General features: G+C 59.7%; 17 protein-coding genes. 15 read left to right on the forward strand and 2 right to left on the reverse strand.

Annotation, left to right across the window (positions count from 1 at the left end):
• Nucleotides 1–203: 203 nt before the first annotated feature.
• The gene (locus ACR0DO_RS18750) at nt 204–1,091 is read right to left on the reverse strand and encodes a LysR substrate-binding domain-containing protein (protein WP_170675115.1); all 888 of its coding nucleotides are present in this window, start codon (nt 1,089–1,091) and stop codon (nt 204–206) included.
• Between the two features lie 121 nt (nt 1,092–1,212).
• Here ACR0DO_RS18750 and ACR0DO_RS18755 point away from each other — a divergent pair, with 121 nt between their 5' ends.
• The 5 genes from ACR0DO_RS18755 (at nt 1,213) to ACR0DO_RS18775 (ending at nt 7,421) form a co-directional block, all read left to right on the forward strand.
• Nucleotides 1,213–2,400: a 2-aminoethylphosphonate--pyruvate transaminase gene (locus tag ACR0DO_RS18755; RefSeq protein ID WP_170448308.1), complete on the forward strand. Its 1,188-nt coding sequence runs from the start codon at nt 1,213–1,215 to the stop codon at nt 2,398–2,400.
• Between the two features lie 20 nt (nt 2,401–2,420).
• On the forward strand, nt 2,421–3,668 hold the full coding sequence (gene phnA / locus ACR0DO_RS18760) for a phosphonoacetate hydrolase (RefSeq protein WP_170675111.1): 1,248 nt from the start codon (nt 2,421–2,423) through the stop codon (nt 3,666–3,668).
• A gap of 18 nt (nt 3,669–3,686) precedes the next feature.
• Complete coding sequence (phnY, locus tag ACR0DO_RS18765; protein ID WP_480560977.1) at nt 3,687–5,129, forward strand: phosphonoacetaldehyde dehydrogenase; 1,443 nt, start codon at nt 3,687–3,689, stop codon at nt 5,127–5,129.
• A 100-nt stretch (nt 5,130–5,229) separates the two neighbouring features.
• Nucleotides 5,230–6,585, forward strand: a complete 1,356-nt coding sequence (gene pbfA, locus ACR0DO_RS18770; RefSeq protein WP_480560978.1) for a (R)-1-hydroxy-2-aminoethylphosphonate ammonia-lyase — start codon at nt 5,230–5,232, stop codon at nt 6,583–6,585.
• Complete coding sequence (locus ACR0DO_RS18775) at nt 6,582–7,421, forward strand: DMT family transporter (protein WP_170448300.1); 840 nt, start codon at nt 6,582–6,584, stop codon at nt 7,419–7,421. Before pbfA ends, ACR0DO_RS18775 begins: the two co-directional genes overlap by 4 nt.
• 54 nt (nt 7,422–7,475) lie before the next feature.
• Here the strand turns inward: ACR0DO_RS18775 and ACR0DO_RS18780 are convergent, their stop codons facing one another.
• Nucleotides 7,476–8,249 carry a DeoR/GlpR family DNA-binding transcription regulator gene (locus ACR0DO_RS18780; RefSeq protein ID WP_170448298.1) on the reverse strand — a complete coding sequence of 258 codons (774 nt, stop codon included), beginning with the start codon at nt 8,247–8,249 and terminating at the stop codon, nt 7,476–7,478.
• 212 nt (nt 8,250–8,461) lie between these two features.
• Between ACR0DO_RS18780 and ACR0DO_RS18785 the strand changes: the two genes are divergently transcribed.
• From ACR0DO_RS18785 to ACR0DO_RS18830, 10 genes are all read left to right on the forward strand, one after another.
• A complete protein-coding gene (locus tag ACR0DO_RS18785) occupies nt 8,462–9,406 on the forward strand; it encodes an ABC transporter substrate-binding protein (protein WP_170448296.1) in 945 nt (314 codons plus the stop codon).
• A gap of 75 nt (nt 9,407–9,481) precedes the next feature.
• Nucleotides 9,482–10,504, forward strand: a complete 1,023-nt coding sequence (locus ACR0DO_RS18790; RefSeq protein WP_480560979.1) for a quaternary amine ABC transporter ATP-binding protein — start codon at nt 9,482–9,484, stop codon at nt 10,502–10,504.
• Nucleotides 10,501–12,492: an ABC transporter permease gene (locus tag ACR0DO_RS18795; RefSeq protein ID WP_480560980.1), complete on the forward strand. Its 1,992-nt coding sequence runs from the start codon at nt 10,501–10,503 to the stop codon at nt 12,490–12,492. Before ACR0DO_RS18790 ends, ACR0DO_RS18795 begins: the two co-directional genes overlap by 4 nt.
• A 1-nt stretch (nt 12,493) precedes the next feature.
• Nucleotides 12,494–13,375 carry a phosphotransferase gene (locus ACR0DO_RS18800; RefSeq protein ID WP_480560981.1) on the forward strand — a complete coding sequence of 294 codons (882 nt, stop codon included), beginning with the start codon at nt 12,494–12,496 and terminating at the stop codon, nt 13,373–13,375.
• 8 nt (nt 13,376–13,383) lie between these two features.
• On the forward strand, nt 13,384–15,828 hold the full coding sequence (locus tag ACR0DO_RS18805; protein ID WP_480560982.1) for a GcvT family protein: 2,445 nt from the start codon (nt 13,384–13,386) through the stop codon (nt 15,826–15,828).
• A gap of 10 nt (nt 15,829–15,838) precedes the next feature.
• Nucleotides 15,839–16,624: an inositol monophosphatase family protein gene (locus ACR0DO_RS18810; protein ID WP_480560983.1), complete on the forward strand. Its 786-nt coding sequence runs from the start codon at nt 15,839–15,841 to the stop codon at nt 16,622–16,624.
• Between the two features lie 11 nt (nt 16,625–16,635).
• Complete coding sequence (locus tag ACR0DO_RS18815; protein ID WP_480560984.1) at nt 16,636–17,388, forward strand: N-formylglutamate amidohydrolase; 753 nt, start codon at nt 16,636–16,638, stop codon at nt 17,386–17,388.
• 71 nt (nt 17,389–17,459) lie between these two features.
• Nucleotides 17,460–18,746, forward strand: a complete 1,287-nt coding sequence (locus ACR0DO_RS18820; protein ID WP_480560987.1) for a glutamine synthetase family protein — start codon at nt 17,460–17,462, stop codon at nt 18,744–18,746.
• Between the two features lie 94 nt (nt 18,747–18,840).
• Nucleotides 18,841–20,223, forward strand: coding sequence for an aldehyde dehydrogenase family protein (locus ACR0DO_RS18825; RefSeq protein WP_480560985.1), 1,383 nt, complete (start codon nt 18,841–18,843; stop codon nt 20,221–20,223).
• Nucleotides 20,220–21,365, forward strand: coding sequence for an iron-containing alcohol dehydrogenase (locus ACR0DO_RS18830; RefSeq protein ID WP_480560986.1), 1,146 nt, complete (start codon nt 20,220–20,222; stop codon nt 21,363–21,365). Before ACR0DO_RS18825 ends, ACR0DO_RS18830 begins: the two co-directional genes overlap by 4 nt.
• Nucleotides 21,366–21,820: the final 455 nt, after the last annotated feature.

The following is a 21,820-nucleotide window of genomic DNA, read 5'->3' on the forward strand; positions in this document are numbered from 1 at the left end:
CGAAAACAACACTGGCCTCGATCGCGGTGCTGAACATGGACGATGCAGGCGATATCGCACCGGCAGCGGCAATGGGAATGATGATCTTCTACACCAACGCCGCAGCCCGCATCCTGCACCTCATCGCCTCAAAGGGGATCCTCAAAAAAACCCAAGCATGGAGAGCAAGATGACCGCTTAAGTGGATTGGACCCCTGCCGCGATTATGCGGCGGGGGTTTCTTTGGACTCCAATACCTGTCGTGCAAAGTCCATGAAGGCTCGGATGATCTTCACTTCTCGGCGCTGCGACAGGGCGACAAGGCTTTCGTCCATGTGCAGATGGATGTCCTTCAACCGGATTTGCCTGAGACGGTCATCATGGCTGTATTCCGCCTGCGAAACAAATCCGACACCGGCGCCCGAGGCCACCAGTTCCCGAACCGCTTCCCGCCCTTCGGCAACAATTGCGGGTTTGAGAACAACACCGCTTTTCTTGGCCTCTTCTTCCAGTTTCTGACGCGTTTTCGATCCTTGCTCTCTGAATATCAAAGGCAGGTCGGCCAGTTCCCTGAGTGACAGGGTCGATTTGGACGCCAATAAGACGCCGTGGGCTGCAAAGGCCACGATCTCGGTCGATCCAAGGTTCAGAACGCTCATATCCTTGCCGGGTGATAAACTGCCGACGACGCCAATTTCTGCGTTGTAGGATCTGAGCTCGTCAAGAATCTCCTCGGTATTGCCGGAGCGCATCGAGATTTGGGCTCCTGGGAATTTTTTTCGAAACGGACCGAGGAATCTGGTCAGGTGGTGCGCGGAATCGGCGATGATCCGCAACTCGCCATCGATCACCGCTTTGGTTTCGGACAGGTAATCTTCGATCTGATCCTCGATTTCGAAATACTGTTTCGTGAAGCGGAAAAGCTGTTCCCCTTCCGGGGTAAGGTGCACGCGTTTGCGTTCGCGCAAAAACAACAGCAGATCATGATCCTGTTCCAGCTTGCGGACCTGTTCGGATATGGCGGGTTGGGTCAGGAAAAGCGCCTCGGCCGCGCGCGAGAATCCGCCGTATTTGGCAACGTAGTGAAAGGCCTTTAACTGGCTGTGTCGCATTGCGGGCTCCCCCAAATTCCATGCATAAGCTGCACCTATTATTAGATTGATTTTTACAATTTCACATATGGAATTCGATCCTGCAATTGTATTTTCGAAACGCTGTTCAGGAGCCTTTGTAATGACCCAACCCAACACTGCTTTAGAGCCTCCAAAACTGGGCGAGGCATATCTGCTGACGCCGGGTCCACTGACCACTTCTTATGCGGTGAAACAAGCGATGCTGCGGGACTGGGGCAGCTGGGATGATGATTTCCGGGCGATGACGCGCGAGATGCGCAGCCGGTTGCTGGCGCTTCTGGGCGAAGGTGCCGAGGCGTTTGATTGCGTTCCGATGCAGGGCTCGGGCAGCTTTGCGGTTGAGGCGATGCTGGCCTCGTTCATTCCCAAGGATGGCAAGGCGCTGGTGCTGGCGAACGGGGCGTATGGGCAGCGCTCGGCGCAGACGCTGCAGTACCTGGGGCGCGATCATCTGGTGCTGGACAAGGGCGATTATCTGCCGCCGCGCGGATCGGAAGTGGCCGAGATTCTGGCCAATGACCCTGCGATCACCCATGTGGTTGCGATCCATTGCGAGACCTCCTCGGGCATTCTGAACCCGGTCGAAGAGATTTCCGAAGCCGTCTACGGGGCAGGGCGCAAATTGCTGATCGATTCGATGTCCGCCTTTGGCGCGATCGAGTTGAAGCCCTCGGAAATCCGGTACGAGGCGATGGTGTCCTCGGCCAACAAATGCATCGAGGGCGTGCCGGGCTTTGGCTTTATCATCGCCCGCAAGGATGAATTGGAAGCGGCCAAGGGCAACAGCCACTCGCTGTCGCTGGATGTGCATGCGCAATGGGCGCATATGGAAAAGACCGGCCAGTGGCGATTCACGCCGCCGACCCACGTGGTTGCGGCCTTCCTTGAAGCGCTCAAGGCGCATGAGGCCGAGGGCGGTGTTGCGGGACGCGGCGCACGCTATACCCGCAACCGCGATGTGATGGTTGCAGGCATGCGCGAGCTTGGCTTCGAGACGCTGCTGCAGAACCGCTGGCTGAGCCCGATCATCGTGACGTTTTTCTGCCCTGCGGACGAGAAGTTCGTGTTTGACCGCTTTTACGATCTGATGAAGGACAAGGGCTTTATCATCTATCCGGGCAAGCTGACGGTTGTGGACAGTTTCCGCGTCGGCTGCATCGGGCAGATGGATGAGCATGTGATGCGGCAGGTTGTGGCCGCCGCAAAAGACAGCCTGGCCGAGATGGGGGTCGCAAGCGCGGCACCTCCGGCCCTTGCACTGGAAGAACGCGCCAAACTGGCCGCATAAAAGATAGAGGATACCCCCAAATGACCATCCAAACCCCCGTGACCGCGAACGAACGCGTCTATCCTGCCCCCAAGGTTCCGGCAATCGCCATCTGCCTGGACGGCTGCGAGCCGGAATATCTGGAAGTGGCCATCGCCAAGGGCCTGATGCCGACGCTCAAGCGCATCCGCGAGACCGGCACCGACCGTCTGGCGCATTCGGTGATCCCGTCCTTCACCAACCCCAACAACCTGTCGATTGCCACCGGTCGTCCGCCGATCGTGCATGGCATCTGCGGCAACTTCCTCTATGACCCGGAAACCGGCGAAGAGGTGATGATGAACGATGTGCGCTTCCTGCGCGCGCCGACCATCTTCTCGCAATTCTACGAGGCGGGCTATCGCGTCGCCATGGTCACCGCCAAGGACAAGCTGCGGGCGTTGCTGGGTGCAGGCCTGAAGTTCGACGACGACCGCGCAGTTGCCTTCTCGGCTGAACGTTCGGGCGAAACCACCAAGGCCGAGCATGGCATCGACAATGCCAGCGCCTGGCTGGGCATGCCGGTTCCGGAAGTGTACTCTGCCGAGCTGTCGGAATTTGTCTTTGCCGCCGGTGTGAAGCTGCTGAAAGAGATGCGCCCGGACGTGATGTACCTGTCGACCACCGACTATGTGCAGCACAAGTTCGCCCCCGAAGAGCAGGGCGCGCTGGATTTCTACGCCATGTTCGACAAATACTTGGCACAGCTGGACGAGATGGGCGCGGCCATCGTCGTCACCGCCGACCACGGCATGAAGGCCAAGCACGAGCCGACCTCGAAAGAGCCGTCGGTGATCTACATGCAGGACGTGTTTGACGAGTGGCTGGGTGAGGGCAAGGCCCGTGTGATCCTGCCGATCACCGATCCTTACGTGGTCCACCACGGCGCGCTTGGCTCGTTCGCCACGGTTTACCTGCCCGAAGGCGCCGACCGCGATGAGGTCAAGGCCAAGGTTGCAGCCCTGCCCGAGATGCTGGAAGTGCTGACCAAGGAAGAGGCGGTTGCCAAATACGAGCTGCCCGCCGACCGCATCGGTGACCTGACCATGGTCTGCACCGGCGAGATGACCATCGGCACCTCTGAGGATCGTCATGATCTGGCCGCCCTGGGCGAGCCGCTGCGCAGCCATGGTGGGCTGACAGAGCAGGAAGTGCCCTTTATCGTCAACCGCGTGATCGATCTGGGCAACGCGCCCGATCTGCGCAACTTTGATGCGTTTTTCTACGCCACTACAGCTGCGGCGCAGTAAGCTATGAAAGATCAGGCGATGACTGAGATCAGAAACGAGGGGATGCGCATCGGCGGCGAGATCGTCTTTACCGACGACACGGTGCCGGTTCTCTATCCCTACACCAACGAAGTGATCGGCCATGTCCCCGCGGGCAAGGCCGAGCACGCCCGCAAGGCTTTTGAAATCGCAGCGGCCTACAAGCCCAAGCTGACCCGGTACGAGCGCAGCCAGATTCTGCAACGTGCCGGAGAGCTGATCGGCGAGCGCCGCGAATACCTGGCCAAATGGCTGGTGCTGGAGCTGGGCATCTGCCACCAGCACGCGATCTACGAGACCAAGCGCGCGCAGGATGTGTATCAATTCGCCGCCGCCGAGGCGCTGAAGGATGATGGCGAGATCTTTTCCTGCGATCTGACCCACAATGGCAAGGACCGCAAGATTTTCACCATGCGCGAACCGGTGGGCGCGATCAGCGCGATCACGCCCTTCAACCACCCGCTGAACATGGTCAGCCACAAGATCGCGCCGTCGATTGCGTCGAACAACTGCATGGTCTGCAAGCCGACCGAGCTGACGCCGCTGACGGCGCTGACCCTGGCGGATATCCTCTATGAGGCGGGCCTGCCGCCCGAGATGTTCCAGGTGGTCACCGGCTGGCCGCAGGACATCGGCGAAGAGATGATCGTCAATGAGAACATCGACATCATCACCTTCACCGGCGGTGTGCCGGTGGGCAAGATGATTGCGGCCAAGGCGGTCTATAAACGTCAGGCGCTGGAACTGGGCGGCAATGACCCGCTGATCGTTCTGAACGACCTTTCCGACGCCGATCTGGACAAGGCGGCCACCATTGCCGTGGCCGGTGCCACCGGCAACTCGGGCCAGCGCTGCACCGCGATCAAGCGCATTCTGGTGCAGAACAGCGTGGCCGACAAGTTTGTGCCGCTGGTGCTGGAGAAGGCCAAGAAGATCAAGTTCGGCGACCCGCAGGACCCCGAGACCGAATTGGGCTGCGTGATCCACGACAAGGCCGCGGAAATCTTCGAGAACCGCGTCTATCAGGCCGAGAAGGAAGGGGCCGAGATCCTCTATCACCCCGGCCGTCAGGGCGCGCTGCTGCCGCCCATCGTGGTCGACAAGGTCCCCCATGACAGCGAACTGGTGATGGAGGAAACCTTCGGCCCCATCATCCCCATCGTCCGCGTGCCGGACAATGACGAAGAGGTCATGGCGATCTCGAACTCCACCGAGTTCGGCCTCAGCTCGGGTGTCTGCACCAACGACCTGAACCGCGCCATCGCCTATGTCAACGGGCTGAACGTGGGCACCTGCAACATCTGGGAACAACCCGGATACCGCATCGAAATGTCCCCCTTCGGCGGCATCAAGGACTCGGGCAACGGCGTCAAGGAAGGCGTCATCGAAGCCATCAAATTCTTCACCAACGTCAAGACATATTCACTGCCGTGGCCAAGGTGAGGACATAAGAGAACCTAAATTCCTCCCCAACTCGCGGGGCTCCAAAACTGGGGCCTCGCGCTTTTGATTTCAGCAGACGCAAGCCAGAATCGAGGATCATATGTCCGTCAGCATTACCCACACCGAAGGCGAATCCAACACTTCGGATGCGCGCAAATCGTGGTTGAAGTCTTCGATTGGTCCACGGTCTGCGCCGTTGCTGAAACGGGATTCAGATGCGTTTCTGCATCAAAGCCTGTCCAGCCCCTGCGTCAGTACGATCGCCAAGGCCGATGGCATCTGGATCGAGGATATGGACGGCCGCCGCTACATGGATTTCCATGGCAACTCGGTCCATCATATCGGCTATGGCCACCCCCGGCTGGTCGAGGCGATCAAGGCCCAGCTGGATGATTTGCCCTTTGCACCGCGCCGCTTCACCAATGATCCGGCGGTGGAACTTGCTGAAAAGCTGGCAGAGATTGCACCCGGTGATCTGGGCAAGACACTTTTCACCACCGGCGGGTCCGACGCCAACGAAGTGGCGCTGAAAATTGCCCGCGCGGCGACGGGCCGGTTCAAGACCGTCAGTTTCTGGGATGCGTTTCACGGGGCCGGGTTCGGTGCGGCCTCGGTTGGCGGCGAGGCCACATTCCGCAGCCATATCGCCGGACCCTTGATGCCGGGGGCCGAGCATGTCGCGCCCTTCGCCTGCTATCGCTGCCCCTATAACCACGCAAGCCCCGAGACCTGCGGTCTGGCCTGTGCCAAAATGGTCGAGTATGCGCTGGAACGCGAGGGCGACGTGGCCGCCGTAATCGCGGAGCCCATGCGGGCGGTGCCTTATGTGCCCCCGGCGGGGTTCTGGAAATCGGTGCGCGAGGCCTGCAACCGGCACGGCGCGCTGCTGATCATGGATGAGATCCCTACCGGCCTGGGCAAGACCGGCAAGATGTTTGCCTTTGAGCATGATGAGATCGTGCCCGACATCGTGACCTTGGGCAAAGCTTTGGGCGGTGGCATCCTGCCTATCGCCGCCTGCGTTGCGCGTCGCGATCTGGACGTGTGCGGAGACTTCGCCATCGGGCATTACACCCACGAAAAGAACCCCGTGACCGCGCGCGCTGCGCTGACCACGATCCAGATCATCGAGGACGAAGGCCTTGTCGACCGATCCGCTGAGCTGGGTGCCCACGCCATGGGGCGACTGGAAAGCGAGCTGGCGCAGGTCGAAATCGTGGGGGATATCCGCGGGCGCGGCTTGATGTTCGGGGTTGAAATCGTCAAAAGCCGCAGCACGCGCGAGGCCGACAATGCATGTGCCGAGCGCATCTATTACGAGTGCCTGAATGGCGGGGTGAGCTTCAAGATCAGTCAGGGGTGCGTTCTGACGCTGTCTCCGCCGCTGACCATTTCGCGGGACGATCTGGATCGTGCGCTGGATATTGTCATAGCGGCGATCAGAGCTCAGATTTGACGCTTTCTATCGCGCTGATTGTTCTGACGGCGGCATTGCTTCATGCCAGCTGGAACGCGATTGTAAAAGGCGCACCCGACAAGGCCATCGTTCTGGGGCTGGTGTCGCTCGGCCATGCGGTGCCGGCACTGTTTGCATTGCCTTTCCTGGGCTTGCCGGTTTGGGCGGCGTTTCCCTTCATCGTCGGCTCGACTGTGATCCACTGGGGGTATTACTGGTTTCTGAACGCTGCGTACAAGCATGGGGACCTTTCGGTTGTATATCCGATCTCTCGTGGAATAACGCCAATCCTGGTCGCGCTCGGAGCTATTTACTTTGCACGAGAGTTCCTTTCCCCAGAGGCGTGGATCGGAATTATCTGCATCTCGTTAGGTATCGGGTTTCTGGCTCTTGCCGGGTTGGGTAAACACACCAATTGGATCGCAATCGCGGCGGCGTTCGGCACGGGCCTGATGATTGCGTCCTACTCAATTGTCGATGGAATAGGCATAAGGCTATCCGAGAACACGCTGGGGTACATTGCGTCACTGTTTGTTGCCGAAATATTTGTCGCCATCTTTATCTTTACGACACGCTGGCAACGAGCTGTGGCCTTGCCCAAACGCTATGTCTGGGCTGGTCTGGCTGGCGGCGTTATTTCCGGCCTTGCTTATGGGCTTGTACTTTATGCCAAAACGATTGCGCCTTTGGGTGTGGTGTCTGCGCTCCGCGAGAGTTCCGTTATCTTTGCCGCGCTAATCGGTGTTATGTGGTTTGGTGAAGGACCAAAATCCAACAGGCTTGCCGCGGCGATTGCCGTGGCGGTCGGGATCGTGATCCTAGCGATGGCACGGTGAAGGCTGCACAGAGCGCTGGTCAGTTAGCGCAGATATAGGTTTTGCCTGCTGCGTTCAGTCCACGCAGACGAGGTCAATTTCGTTCTTTGACAGCATCTCGGAAATTGCCGCATCCGGTTGGGCATCGGTGAACAGAACATCGATCTTACCAAGCGCATCCAACGTCACCGGCGCGCGCTTGCCCAGTTTTTCACCGTCGGCCACCACCACGCGGATCTGGGCGTTGTCTATGGCAAGGCGCGCCAGATTGGCCTCTTGCAAGTCGTGCAACATGAACCCCATTTCGGCATTGACCGCGCCGACCGAGAGGATCGCAAAGCGGACGTTCAGGCGTTTGACAAGCTCTTGCGCTTCGATCCCGAACGCTCCGCCATCATGCGGTCGCAGCTCACCCCCGGCCATGAACACTTTGTTGTTGTTCCGCGATGCCAGCGTATGCGCCACAAAGACCGAATTGGTCACAACAAACAGGTCTTGGTGATCCTTCAGGGCAGTGGCGACATAAGCGGTGGTCGAGCCGATATCGAGGAACAGGGAATCTCCGTCACTGATGATTTTGGCAACCGCGCGGGCCAGTTTGCCTTTCGAATCCGTCTGGGTGTCCAGCCGGGTTTTCAGCGTTGGTTCAAGAACCTCTTCCAGCAGATGAACGCCGCCATGAACCTTGCGCACAATCTCGCGCTCTTCAAGATTGCGGACGTTGCGCCGGATGGTCTCAAGTGTCACGCCCAACTGTTTGGCCAGCACGCTCACACGGCAAGAACCGCCAGCGTCGATTAGCTCTCGCAGGATCTCTTCTTCGCGCTGATTGGTTGTATTGAGGTTCATGTGCCAGTGCCTGTTTCACCGCATTGTAGGTGTATTCAAGGATATCACAATACCCATATAAAGCAACATTAGCTGCATTCTTAGCGGCTTAACTCGCCGGCATAGATATTTAATGTGGCTTTATGTGGTTTTGCTTGACACAAAACACCACACCGTGCTCATCTTTCTAAAAACAATAATGATTCACAAAACCTCGACAGGGAGAAGGTAATATGAACAACAAACAGAAACTCTTTGCGCTGACATTCGCCACCCTGGGTGCCGCGTCCTCGGCGCTGGCTGCAGAATCGTCCGATCCGATCAAGCTGACGCTGCATGACTGGTCGGGCCAGTTGATCAACACCAAGATCATGGGTTCGATCCTGCAAGAGGCCGGGTATAACGTCGAATATGTTCAGGCCGACTATATCGCGCAGTTTGCGGGCCTGAAGACCGGTGACTTGCACCTGGCGATGGAGATCTGGGAAACCACGGGCCGCGAGGCGCTGGATGAGGCGACGGCCTCGGGCAATGTGGTCAATGTCGGTGAAACCGGCCTTATGGCGATCGAAGAGTGGTGGTATCCGTCCTACATGAAAGAGCGCTGCCCGGGCCTGCCCAATTGGGAAGCTCTGAAGGATTGTGCCGAAGAATTTGCAACCGCCGAAACGTCGCCCAACGGGCGCTATGTGGGCGGCCCGGTGACCTGGGGTGGCTTTGACGAAGAGCGTGTCGAAGCGCTGGAGCTGGAGTTCGAGGTTGTCCATGCCGGCACCGACGCAGCCCTGTTTGCCGAGCTGGAATCGGCCTATCAGCGCGAAGACCCGATCATGCTGTGGGTCTATGTTCCGCACTGGGCGCCGGCAAAATATGACGGCGAGTTCGTGGAATTCCCGCCCTATTCGGCGGAATGCTACAATGATGCTTCGGTCGGTGTGAACCCGGACATGGCTTATGACTGCGGCAAGCCGCGCGGCCCGATCTGGAAAGCCGCCTGGTCCGGTCTGCAGGACAAATGGCCCGGTGCGTATGACATCATCGAAGCTTACAATATCAACAACGATGAAATGAGCGCCATGGTCGGTCGGGCCGATCTGGATGGCATTGAAATCGATACTGTTGTTGCGGATTGGATGGAAGCTAACAAGGACCGTTGGTCCGGCTGGATCTCCAAGTAATCTGCATATGGCCGGGGCGGTCTCCCGCTCTCAATCCCGCTCCGGCCCTTACACCCGCCTGACCGGACCTCGCTCATGACACCCAAGACCAAACTGTCCTGCCGTAATGTTTGGAAACTTTACGGCCCGAACGCTGACGCGCTGCTGCAGCAGAATTCCAACCCATCCGGCGACGATATCCGCGCTGCTGGCGTCATCGGCGCTGTGCGCAACGCCAATATCGACATCGCCGAGGGAGAGATATTTATCATCATGGGGCTGTCCGGGTCGGGCAAGTCCACTCTGGTCCGCTGCCTGTCGCGTCTGATCGAACCAACCGGCGGCGAGGTGCTGTTTGACGGCGTTGATCTGCTCAGCGCCAACGAGAAAGAGCTGATCGAGATCCGGCGCCACAAGATGGGCATGGTGTTCCAGCATTTTGCATTGCTGCCGCATCTGACCGTGTTGCAGAACGTCATGTTCCCGCTGACCATTCAGGCCACCCCGAAGGACGAGGCCACCGCCAAGGCGCGTGAAGTTGTGGAACTGGTCGGCCTCAAAGGGCGCGAGGATTATTACCCGCGCGAATTGTCCGGTGGTCAGCAACAGCGCGTCGGTATCGCGCGGTCGCTGGTGACCGAACCGGACCTGTGGTTCCTGGATGAACCGTTCTCGGCGCTGGACCCGCTGATCCGGCGCGAGATGCAGGACGAATTCCTGCGCTTGCAGGAGCGCCTGCACAAGACCATCGTTTTCATCACCCATGATTTCGAAGAGGCCGTGCGTCTGGCCGACCGGATTGCCATCATGAAAGATGGTGAGGTGATTCAGATCGCCACGCCGGAAGAGTTGGTGATGCACCCTGCCACAGACTATGTGGCCGAATTCACCCGCCATATTCCACGCTCGAAGGTGCTGACCGTTGGCGGCGTTATGAACGCAGGGGGAGCCGGCGAAGGGGAACCCATCGCGCAATCCGCCCGCGTCTCGGATGTGGCGGAACGGATCATCGCCTCGGACGTGCCCCTGCCGGTGGTGGACGAGAATGGCCAGAGCGTTGGCGCGATTGATCGCAAGGCCGTGGCGCATGTGCTGTTTGGTGAAGGGGATGCGGAATGACGCGCCTGAGCCGCAGCCAGTTCACCATTCTGGCGCTTGTGCTGGTCACAATCGTTCTGGGCTACTATGGCCGCGATCTGGGCAAGGCGCTGGATGCGCGCTGGCTGACCAAGTTCCCCTCGGCCTGGGTGATCCCGTTCAAGACCTATATCTCGTCGGCGATGACGTGGCTGATCGAGGATGCCGCCATTGGCCCGGTCGCGTTCACCGATGTGACCCGGACCATTGCCTGGCTGATCGAACAGCCCTATGATTTTGTGCTGGCGCTTCTGGCGGACGGCTTCGTCAAAGGGCAAGGCAACAACGCGCAGGTAATCCTGCCGGCGATCAGCTGGATCGTGGTAACCACCGCCGTGATTGCGCTGGGTCAGTATTGCCGCGACTGGGCACTGGCTGCGCTGGTGGGGGGCTGTTTCATCTATCTGGCCGTCTTTGGCCAATGGGACAGCGCGATGGTCACGCTGGCCTCGGTCCTGATTGCGGTGCCGATTGGTGCGGGCGGCGGGCTGTTGCTGGGCATTCTGGCCTATCGGCATCCCACGTTTGAAAAGGTGATTTCACCGGTTCTGGACCTGATGCAGACGATCCCGATCTTTGCCTATCTGGTACCGATCCTGTTCATGTTCGGCTTTGGTCCGATCTCGGCGTTGGTTGCAACGATCATCTATGCCACCCCGCCGATGGTGCGGATCACCACGATGGCGCTCAAGTCGGTGGATTCGGAAATTCTGGATTTCGGCCGCATGGCGGGCACAACGCAGCGGCAACTGATGTGGCGCGTTCTGGTGCCCTCGGCCAGCCACAGCCTGATGGTGGGCGTTAATCAGGTGATCATGCTGACCCTGAACATGGTGATCATCGCTTCGATGATCGGGGCCGGGGGTCTGGGCTTTGACGTGCTGGCCGCGCTGCGCCGTCTGGACATTGGCGCCGGGTTCGAAGCCGGTATCGCCATCGTCGTTCTTGCCATTGCCGTCGACCGGCTGAGCCAGGCCTTTGCCGAGCGTATGGGGCAGGTGCATCATGAGGTCCCCGGCAGCTGGGTCGCACGTCATCGCCGCACGGTTCTGGTGCTGATCCTGCTGGTCGTGACCTGGGTGCTGGGGCAGTTTTCCCCGCTGTTGCTGGAATATCCCGAAAGCCAGACGATCACCACCGGTGCCTTCTGGGACAACACCGTCAAATATCTGAACGTCAACTATTTCGACTTTTTCGAAGCGATCAAGGTCTTCTTCCTGACCTGGTTCATGATCCCGATTAAAACTGTGCTGCTGGGCATTCCGTGGCCCTGGGCCATCGCGATGCTGACCCTGCTGGGCTGGCACGCAGGTGGCTGGCGGCTGGCGCTGCTGTGCGGCGGTATGGCCTCGTTGATCCTGGTGTCGGGCCTGTGGTCCAAGGCGATGGTCACGGTCTATCTGTGTGGCGCATCGGTGATCCTCGCCACACTGATCGGGGTCCCGCTGGGTGTGCTGGCGGCGCTGAACAAACGCGCCGGGACGGCCATCAACCTGCTGATCGACACGCTGCAGACCCTGCCCAGCTTTGTCTATCTGATCCCGGTTGTGATGCTGTTCCGCGTGGGTGACTTCACCGCCCTGATCGCCATCGTCCTGTATGCGTTGGCCCCGGCGGTGCGCTATGCGGCGCATGGGGTGCGGTCGGTCAGCGAGGAACTGATTGAGGCCGGGCTGGTCTCGGGCTGTACCCGCACGCAGCTGTTGCGCCATATCCGCCTGCCGATGGCCCTGCCTGAAATTCTGCTGGGCATCAACCAGACCATCATGCTGGCGCTTTCGATGCTGGTGATCACCGCGCTGGTCGGCACCCGCGATCTGGGGCAGGAGGTCTATATCGCGCTGACCAAGGCGGATACGGGCCGCGGCCTTGTGGCTGGTCTGTCCATCGCCTTTATCGCCATCATTGCCGACCGGCTGATCAATGCCGGGGCGCGTCAGGCCCGCATTCGCTTTGGACTGGAGAGCTGACATGACCCAATCCGATCTACTCGCCCGCATTCAGGACCTGCCCATCTGGGACGGCGCGATCTCGGCACAGCCGCTGACCGGCGGCATCACCAATGTGAACTACAAGGTGACGGACGCCAAAGGCTCTTATGTGGTGCGTGTCGGCGATGACATCCCGTTGCATCAGGTAATGCGGTTCAACGAACTGGCCGCCAGCAAGGCCGCCCATGACGCGGGTCTGTCCCCGGGGGTGGTCCATGCGGCGGGCGACCTGACGGTGCTGGAGTTTATCGAAAGCCGGACGCTCAGCGAAGAGGACGTGCGCAATCCCGAAATGCTGCCGCGCGTTCTGCAATTGGTGAAAGACTGCCATACCGAGGTGCCCAAACATCTGCGCGGCCCGTCGCTGGTGTTCTGGGTGTTCCACGTCATCCGCGACTATGCCGCCACGCTCACGGAACGCGGCAGCGCGCATGAGGCGCTGATCCCCGATCTTGTCGGCGCAGGGGCCGAGCTGGAACGCGAGGCCGGGCCTTATGACATGGTCTTTGGCCATAACGATCTGCTTTGCGGTAACTTTCTGGATGATGGCGACCGGCTCTGGCTGATCGATTTCGACTATGCGGGTTTCAATTCCCCGCTGTTTGATCTGGGCGGGCTGGCTTCGAACAACGGTCTGTCGCCCCAACAGGAAGACTGGGTGCTGGAAACCTATTTCGAAACCCCCGTCACCGACGATCTGCGCCACCGCTATACGGCAATGAAATGCGCCTCGCTCCTGCGCGAAACAATGTGGAGCATGGTGTCCGAGATCACCTCGGAGATCGACTTTGATTATGCGGCCTACTCGGCCGAGAACCTCGCGCGGTTCCGCGCGGCCCTGACAGACTTTAAAAACACCTGAGGACAGATATGACCGACCTTCCCAAAACAGCCAAAGCCGTCATTATCGGAGGCGGCATCATCGGGTGCTCGACCGCCTATCACCTGGCCAAGCTGGGCTGGACCGATACGGTGCTGCTGGAACGCAAAAAGCTGACTTCGGGCACGACGTTCCATGCGGCGGGTCTGGTGGGCCAGCTGCGTTCGAACGCGAATATCACGCAGTTGCTGGGCTATTCCGTTGATCTGTATAACAAGATCGAGGAAGAAACCGGGCTTGGCACCGGCTGGAAGATGAATGGCGGTCTGCGCCTGGCCTGTAACCAGGAACGCTGGACCGAGGTCAAGCGGCAGGCCACCACCGCGCATTCTTTTGGTCTGGACATGCAGTTGCTGACGCCCTCCGAAGCGCAGGAGCTGTGGCCGCTGATGGATGTCTCGGACGTGGTCGGGGCTGCCTATCTGCCCACCGATGGTCAGGCGAACCCGTCGGACATCACACAGGCGCTGGCCAAGGGCGCGCGCATGGCCGGGGCGAAGATTTTCGAAGACACCAAAGTCACCGATATCGAGATCGAAGACGGCAAGATCCGCGCTGTGATCACGGAACATGGCCGGATCGAATGCGAAAAGGTGATCTGCTGTGCAGGCCAGTGGACGCGCACCTTTGCGGGCCGGTTCGGCGTCAACGTGCCGCTGGTTCCGATGGAGCATCAGTATATGGTGACCGAACCGTTCGATGTGCCTTCGAACCTGCCCACTCTACGCGACCCAGACCGGCTGACTTACTATAAGGAAGAGGTTGGCGGTCTCGTCATGGGCGGGTATGAGCCCAACCCGATCCCCTGGGCCACCAAAGGTATTCCGCAGGGCTTCCACTATACCTTGTTGGACAGCAATTTCGACCATTTCGAGCAGTTGATGGAGCTGGCGCTGGGGCGGGTTCCGGCGTTGGAAAATGCGGGCGTCAAGACCCTGACCAACGGGCCGGAAAGCTTCACCCCCGACGGCAATTTCATCATCGGTGAGGCGCCGGAGCTGAGCAACTTCTTCGTCGGCGCTGGCTTCAACGCCTTTGGTATCGCCGCCGGGGGCGGGGCAGGCATGGCGTTGGCCGAATGGGTCCACAATGGCGAGCCGCCGTTTGACCTGTGGTCTGCCGATATCCGCCGCTTTGGCCGCCCGCATTTCGATACCGACTGGGTGCGCACCCGCACGGTCGAGGCCTATGGCAAACACTACACCATGGCCTGGCCGCATGAGGAACATGACAGCGGCCGCCCCTGCCGCAAGTCGCCGCTTTATGACACGCTCAAGGATCAAGGCGCGTGCTTCGGCGAGAAACTGGGCTGGGAGCGTCCGAACTGGTACGCGGATGCGTCTCTGGGCGAGATCGCCAAGGATGTTTACAGCTTTGGCCGCCAGAACTGGTTTGCCGCCGTGGGCCGCGAACACAAGGCCGCGCGCGAGGCGGCAGTGCTGTATGACCAGACCTCCTTTGCCAAGTTTTCGCTGAAAGGACCCGATGCGCTGGCGGCGATGAGCTGGATTTGCGCCAATGATGTGAACAAGCCGGTGGGCGCGCTGGTCTATACCCAGATGCTGAACGACAAGGGCGGCATCGAATGTGACCTCACCGTTGGCCGCGTGGCGCATGATGAGTTCTACATCGTCACCGGTACCGGCTTCGCCACCCATGATTTCGACTGGATCAACCGGAACATTCCGGAAGGTATGAACTGTCAGCTGTTCGATATCACCTCATCCAACGCGGTTCTGTCGCTGATGGGCCCGAAGGCGCGAGATATCCTGGCGGCGGTGACACGCGATGACGTGTCGAATGACGGGTTCAAATTCGGCACGATCCGCACCATCGGCATCGCCGGTTGCCCGGTCAAAGCGCTGCGCGTGACCTATGTGGGTGAACTGGGCTGGGAACTGCACCTGCCGGTGGAATATGCCCAAACCGTCTATGATGCGCTCAAAGAGGCAGGCGAACCGCATGGGCTGGTCAATGCGGGCTATCGCTCGATTGAATCGCTGCGGCTTGAAAAGGGCTATCGCGCCTGGGGGTCGGATATCGGACCCGACCACACCCCGTTCGAAAGCGGGCTGGGCTGGGCCGTGAAGCTGCGCAAGAACATCGACTTCAAGGGCCGCGCCGCAGCCGAGAAGCAAAAGGCCGAGGGTGTCGCCAAGATGCTGGCCTGCTTTACCGTCGACCCGGATATCGTGCTGCAAGGGCGCGAAACTATTTATCGCGACGGCAAACGCGTGGGCTGGCTGACCTCGGGCGGTTATGGCTATACTGTGAACAAATCAATCGGTTATGGTTACATTCGCGATGCGGACGGGGTTGATGCCGATTACGTGACCTCTGGCAGTTATGAGCTTGAGGTCGCGACCGAGCGGGTGCCCTGTGACGTGACATTGCAGCCGCTCTACGACCCCAAGATGGAACGCATCAAGGCGTAAGGATCGATTGATGTTGAACATCAACATATTGGAAGACCACGCGAAGGCGGTTGCGAAAGTGGCCTCGGACGCGGCGATGCGGTATTTCCGCGGGCGGCTGGGGATCGAGTTCAAGCCCGACGAAAGCCCGGTCACACAGGCCGACAAACAGGTCGAAGCCGAGGTGCGCGCCTATCTGAAACAGCACTTCCCCGATCACGGTCTGTTCGGGGAGGAAGAAGGCAAGGATATGGGCGACGGGCGCCATATGTGGGTCATCGATCCCATTGATGGCACCCGGTCATTCCTGTCCGGGCACCCCCTGTTCGGCTTCCTTCTGGCGCATCTGAGCGAGGGCCAGGCCGAGTTGGGTGTTGTCGGGATGCCCGCTCTGGACGAGACCTTTTTGGGTGTCGTTGGCAAGGGGGCAACGCTAAACGACCAGCCGATCCACGTTTCGGACCAGACGCGGCTGGATCAGGCGATCCTGTTCGTGAATGAGGGCGACAAGATCTATCGAGACCACCCGGATGTGTTCAACCGCCTTATGCAGGCGGGGCAGACACGGCGATTTGCCTATGATTGCTATCCCCATGCCCTGTTGGCCGCCGGCCATGTGGACGCGGTGGTGGATTACGATCTGCAACCCTATGACTACCTCGCCCTGTCACCGCTGATCGAAGCGGCCGGAGGGGTGATGACAGACTGGGAGGGCAACGCCCTGACGCTCGAGTCGGACGGGGCTGTCATTTCGGCGGCGACGCCCGCGCTTCATGCCGAGTTGCTGGATGTGCTGCACGCAGGGCAGCTGGGCTAACGGGAGAGCACATGGAAACCAAGCCAGTTGAAATCATCAACCCCGGCGGTAAAGGGCGCGCCCTGCTGCTGTGCGAACATGCCAGCAACAGGATTCCGGCGGAGTATAACGGCCTCGGCCTGTCTGATGCCGACCGCGACAGCCATGCCGCCTGGGATCCCGGCGCACTCGCGTTGACGCGGACCCTGTCGCAGGCGTTGGATGCCACGGCTGTGACCGCGACCGTGTCGCGCCTTGTCTATGACTGCAACCGTCCGCCCGAAGCGGCCAGCGCCATGCCCGAAAAATCCGAGCTGATCGAGGTGCCGGGCAATGTTGGGCTGACGCAGTTGCAGCGCGACGAGCGCACGGATGCGGTCTACCGCCCGTTTTGCGCTGCCGTGGCCACTGAACTGGACAAACGCGGACCCGACACGGTGGTGGTGACGGTGCATTCCTTCACGCCGGTCTTCTATGGCCAGCCGCGCAGTGTCGAACTGGGCCTGCTGCATGACGACGATAGCCGTCTGGTCGATGCGATGCTCAGCCGCGCCGGGGGCATCCCGCACCGGCGCGTGGAACGAAACGAACCCTATGGGCCGGCGGATGGGGTGACCCATTCGTTGAAACTACATGCGCTCAGCCGCGGGCTGGCGAATGTGATGATCGAAGTGCGCAACGATCTGATGCGCACTGACACGCAGATTGCCGATATGGCGCGGGACATCCTGACGCTGCTGGAACCGGCTTTGAAAGACATCCCGATCAAGGAGAGTGCAACGTGACGGCACCTTTAACATTCGAACATCTTGCGACCCAGGTTACTGCCGGAGAGATCGACACCGTTTTGGTCTGCATGGTCGATATGCAGGGGCGGTTGATGGGCAAACGGTTCCATGCGGGTCATTTCGTGGCAGGCGCGTGGGAAGAGACCCATTGCTGCAACTACTTGCTGGCCACCGATCTTGAGATGGGCACGCCGGACGGCTATGCCTCGACCAGTTGGGAACGGGGCTATGGCGATTACGTGATGAAGCCGGACCTGAGCACGCTGCGCCCGGTGCCGTGGCTGGAAGGTACGGCAATGGTGATGTGCGATGTGCTGGATCACCATACGCATGAAGAAGTGCCCCATGCGCCGCGTTCGATCCTGAAGAAACAGGTCAACCGCCTGAAGGCGATGGGCTATGACGCCATGTGCGCCACCGAGCTGGAGTTCTTCCTGTTCGAGAAGAGCTTTGATGCGATCCGCAAGGAAGGGTTCCGCGATCTCGAGCCGATCTCGGGCTATAACGAGGATTATCACATCCTGCAGACCACCAAGGAAGAACATGTGATGCGCCCGATCCGCAACCATCTGTGGGATGCGGGCATTCCGGTTGAAAACACGAAAGGCGAGGCAGAGACCGGGCAGGAAGAGCTGAACATCAAATACGCGCCTGCGATGGAGACGGCCGAATATCACTCGATCGCCAAGAACGCGGTGAAAGAGATCGCCTGGCAGCACGGGCACGCGGCGACCTTCCTGCCGAAATGGCATCATGAGAAGGTCGGCAGTTCGTCTCATGTCCATCAGTCGCTTTGGGCAGATGGGCAGCCTGCGTTTTACGACAAAGGTGATGAGCTGGGCATGTCGGCGCTGATGAAAGCCTATATGGCCGGTCTGCTGAAATACGCTGCCGATTACACCTATTTCATGGCGCCTTATATCAACAGCTACAAACGCTTCATGAAAGGGACCTTTGCGCCGACGCGGATCATCTGGTCAGTGGATAACCGCACCGCAGGCTTCCGGCTGTGCGGTGACGGCACCAAGGCGGTGCGGGTTGAGTGCCGGATTCCGGGCTCGGACATGAACCCCTATCTGGCGATGGCAGGGATGCTGGCTGCAGGGATTGCAGGGATTGAAGAGGGGTTGGACTTGCAGCCTCCGACCACCGGCGATGTTTATCAGGGCGAGACCGGGATGATCCCGGGCAACCTGCGCGCTGCGCGGGATGCGCTGCATGGGTCAGCCATGCTGCGCGCGGCCATGGGGGATGATGTGGTGGATCACTATGCCCGTGCTGCTGAAGTGGAAATCGAAGAGTTCGAGCGCGTGGTGACCGATTGGGAAATTGCCCGCGGGTTCGAGCGGGCGTAGAGGGCAGGAGCGAGGGGCCAGCCCCTCGCGCTCCCCGGGATATTTAAGGACAGATGAAGCAGGGGATCCTGTTTCTTTCGGAAATGGAGTGACTATGGGGCAGATGTTGAAATGTGTCTCGCCGATTGATGGGTCGGTTTTTGCGGAACGTGCGGTTCTGTCGCGTGAGGCAGCGTTTGAGGCAGCGGCGCGGGCGCGGGCGGCGCAGACAGCTTGGGCGGCGCGGCCGTTGCAGGAGCGCATTGATCTTGTGATGGCGGGCGTGGCGGCCGTCGGTGCGATGAATGACGAGATCGTTCCCGAACTGGCGCATATGATGGGGCGTCCCGTTCGTTATGGTGGGGAGTTCGGCGGGTTCAACGAGCGCGCCAGCCATATGGCGCAGATTGCCGAGACGTCACTTGCCGATATCGAAGTCGGCGAGGATGAGACCTTCAAACGTTACATCAAGCGCATTCCGCATGGGGTGGTGTTTGTGGTGGCGCCCTGGAACTATCCGTATATGACGGCGATCAACACGGTAGCCCCGGCGCTGATTGCGGGGAATACCGTGATCCTGAAACACGCCACACAGACCCTGCTGGTGGGTGAGCGGATGGCGCAGGTGTTCCATTCTGCGGGGGTGCCGGAGGACGTGTTCCAGAACGTGTTCCTAAGCCATGATGTGACCAATGACTTGATCGCAGGCAATGCGTTCGACTTCGTGAACTTCACCGGTTCGGTCGGTGGCGGGCAGGCGATGGAGAAAGCAGCGGCAGGTACCTTTACTGGTGTCGGGACTGAGCTGGGCGGTAAGGACCCCGGCTATGTGATGGACGACGCTGATCTGGATGCCGCCGTGGATACTCTGATCGACGGGGCTATGTTCAACGCGGGCCAGTGCTGCTGCGGGATCGAGCGGATTTACGTGCATGAAAGCCTCTATGATGATTTCGTCGCCAAGGCGGTGGAGATCGTGAAAGGCTATAAGCTGGGCAATCCACTGGACGCTGAGACGACGATCGGTCCGATGGCCAGCGTGCGGTTCGCCGACGAGGTTCGGGCGCAGATTGCCGAGGCTGTCGCAGCCGGGGCCGCCGCCCATATCGATGCATTCCCCGAAGATGACGGTGGTGCCTACCTGACCCCACAAATCCTGACCAATGTCACCCACGATATGCGCGTGATGCGGGACGAAAGCTTTGGCCCGGTCGTGGGCATCATGAAAGTGTCCTCGGATGACGAGGCGATCGCGCTGATGAACGATAGTGAGTTCGGCCTGACCGCCAGCCTCTGGACCCGCGATCTGGATCGTGCGGCGCGGGTCGGCGACCAGGTCGAAACCGGCACCGTGTTCATGAACCGGGCCGACTATCTGGATCCGGGCCTGTGCTGGACCGGTTGCAAGAATACCGGGCGTGGGGGTGGCTTGTCCGTGATCGGCTATCACAATCTCACACGTCCCAAATCCTACCATCTGAAAAAGGTGACATCATGAGCCTTGTTGGAAACTGGTCCTACCCGACCGCAATCAAATTCGGCGCTGGCCGGATCACGGAACTGCCTGAGGCCTGCGCGACGGCCGGCATGAAGCGCCCTCTGCTGGTGACCGACAAGGGGCTGGCCGATCTACCGGTCACCTCGTCGACGCTGGATATCCTGGAAGCTGCAGGGATGGGTCGCGGATTGTTCAGCGACGTGGATCCGAACCCGAATGAAAAGAACCTCGATGCGGGTGTTGCGGCCTATAAGGCAGGCGGCCACGATGGGGTGATCGCGTTTGGTGGCGGCTCGGGTCTGGATCTGGGCAAGATGGTTGCCTTCATGGCCGGTCAGACGCGGCCTGTCTGGGATTTTGAGGATATCGGCGACTGGTGGACCCGAGCGGATGCCGATGCCATCGCTCCGATCGTTGCGGTGCCGACGACGGCGGGGACGGGGTCCGAGGTGGGCCGCGCCAGTGTCATCACCAATTCCGAGACGCACGCCAAGAAGATCATCTTCCATCCCAAGGTGCTGCCGACCGTGGTGATCTGCGATCCGGAACTGACCGTGGGGATGCCCAGGTTCATCACTGCGGGCACGGGGCTGGATGCCTTCGCGCACTGCGTCGAGGCGTTCTCGAGCCCGCATTACCACCCGATGAGCCAGGGTATCGCACTGGAGGGGATGCGTCTGGTGATGGAATACCTGCCACGCGCCTATGCCGACGGTTCCGATATCGAGGCCCGCGCCCAGATGATGAGCGCGGCGGCGATGGGCGCGACAGCCTTCCAGAAAGGCCTCGGTGCGATCCACGCTATGAGCCATCCGGTAGGCGCGGTGTTCAATACTCACCATGGCACCACCAACGCGGTCTGTATGCCTGCGGTGCTGGAGTTCAACGCGCCTGCCATCGCAGACCGTTTTCAATCCGCGGCCGCATATCTGAACGTCAATGGTGGCTTTGACGGCTTCAGCGCCTTTGTGCAGGAGTTCAACGACTCTCTGGGCATCCCACGCAAACTGTCCGATCTGGGCGTGACCGAGGCGTCGATCCCTGAACTGGTCCAGGGCGCGATCATTGACCCGTCCTGCGGTGGCAACCCGATCGAATTGACCGAAGCCAACCTGACCACCTTGTTCAAGGCCGCGCTGTAACGAGCTTGCCACTTGCAGAGCCGGGCACAGAAATCCGCATGAAAGTTTACCGTAACGAGAGGGGATATATGGACGAATAATATCTCGGCTTTGATTAGCAAATATTCTGATGCCAAAAGCGTCAGGATACACGATCTTACGCAATATCAGGCACTTGGAAGCCATATGGACTCGCGGCACGCCAATTCGGGTTCAGAAGCTGAAGTTCCGAATGTACGTGCGGATCATATTCCAGTCAGAGTTTGGTTCGCGGCGACTATTGCGCAAGTGAAATACAAAAATTCCGGTAACCAGCCAACCAAGGCGGCCATCTCATTTGTGATCGGCCTGTCTATAAAAAGAAATTGGCAAAATCCGGTATTTGCAACCCAACAGAGGAAATCATGGAACACACGACTTGTAAGTTTGCAGCAATAGTGGTGGGGGCGTTGCTTGCGTCGTCTGCTGCGGCCGAA

Source organism: Ruegeria sp. AM9, assembly GCF_056540565.1.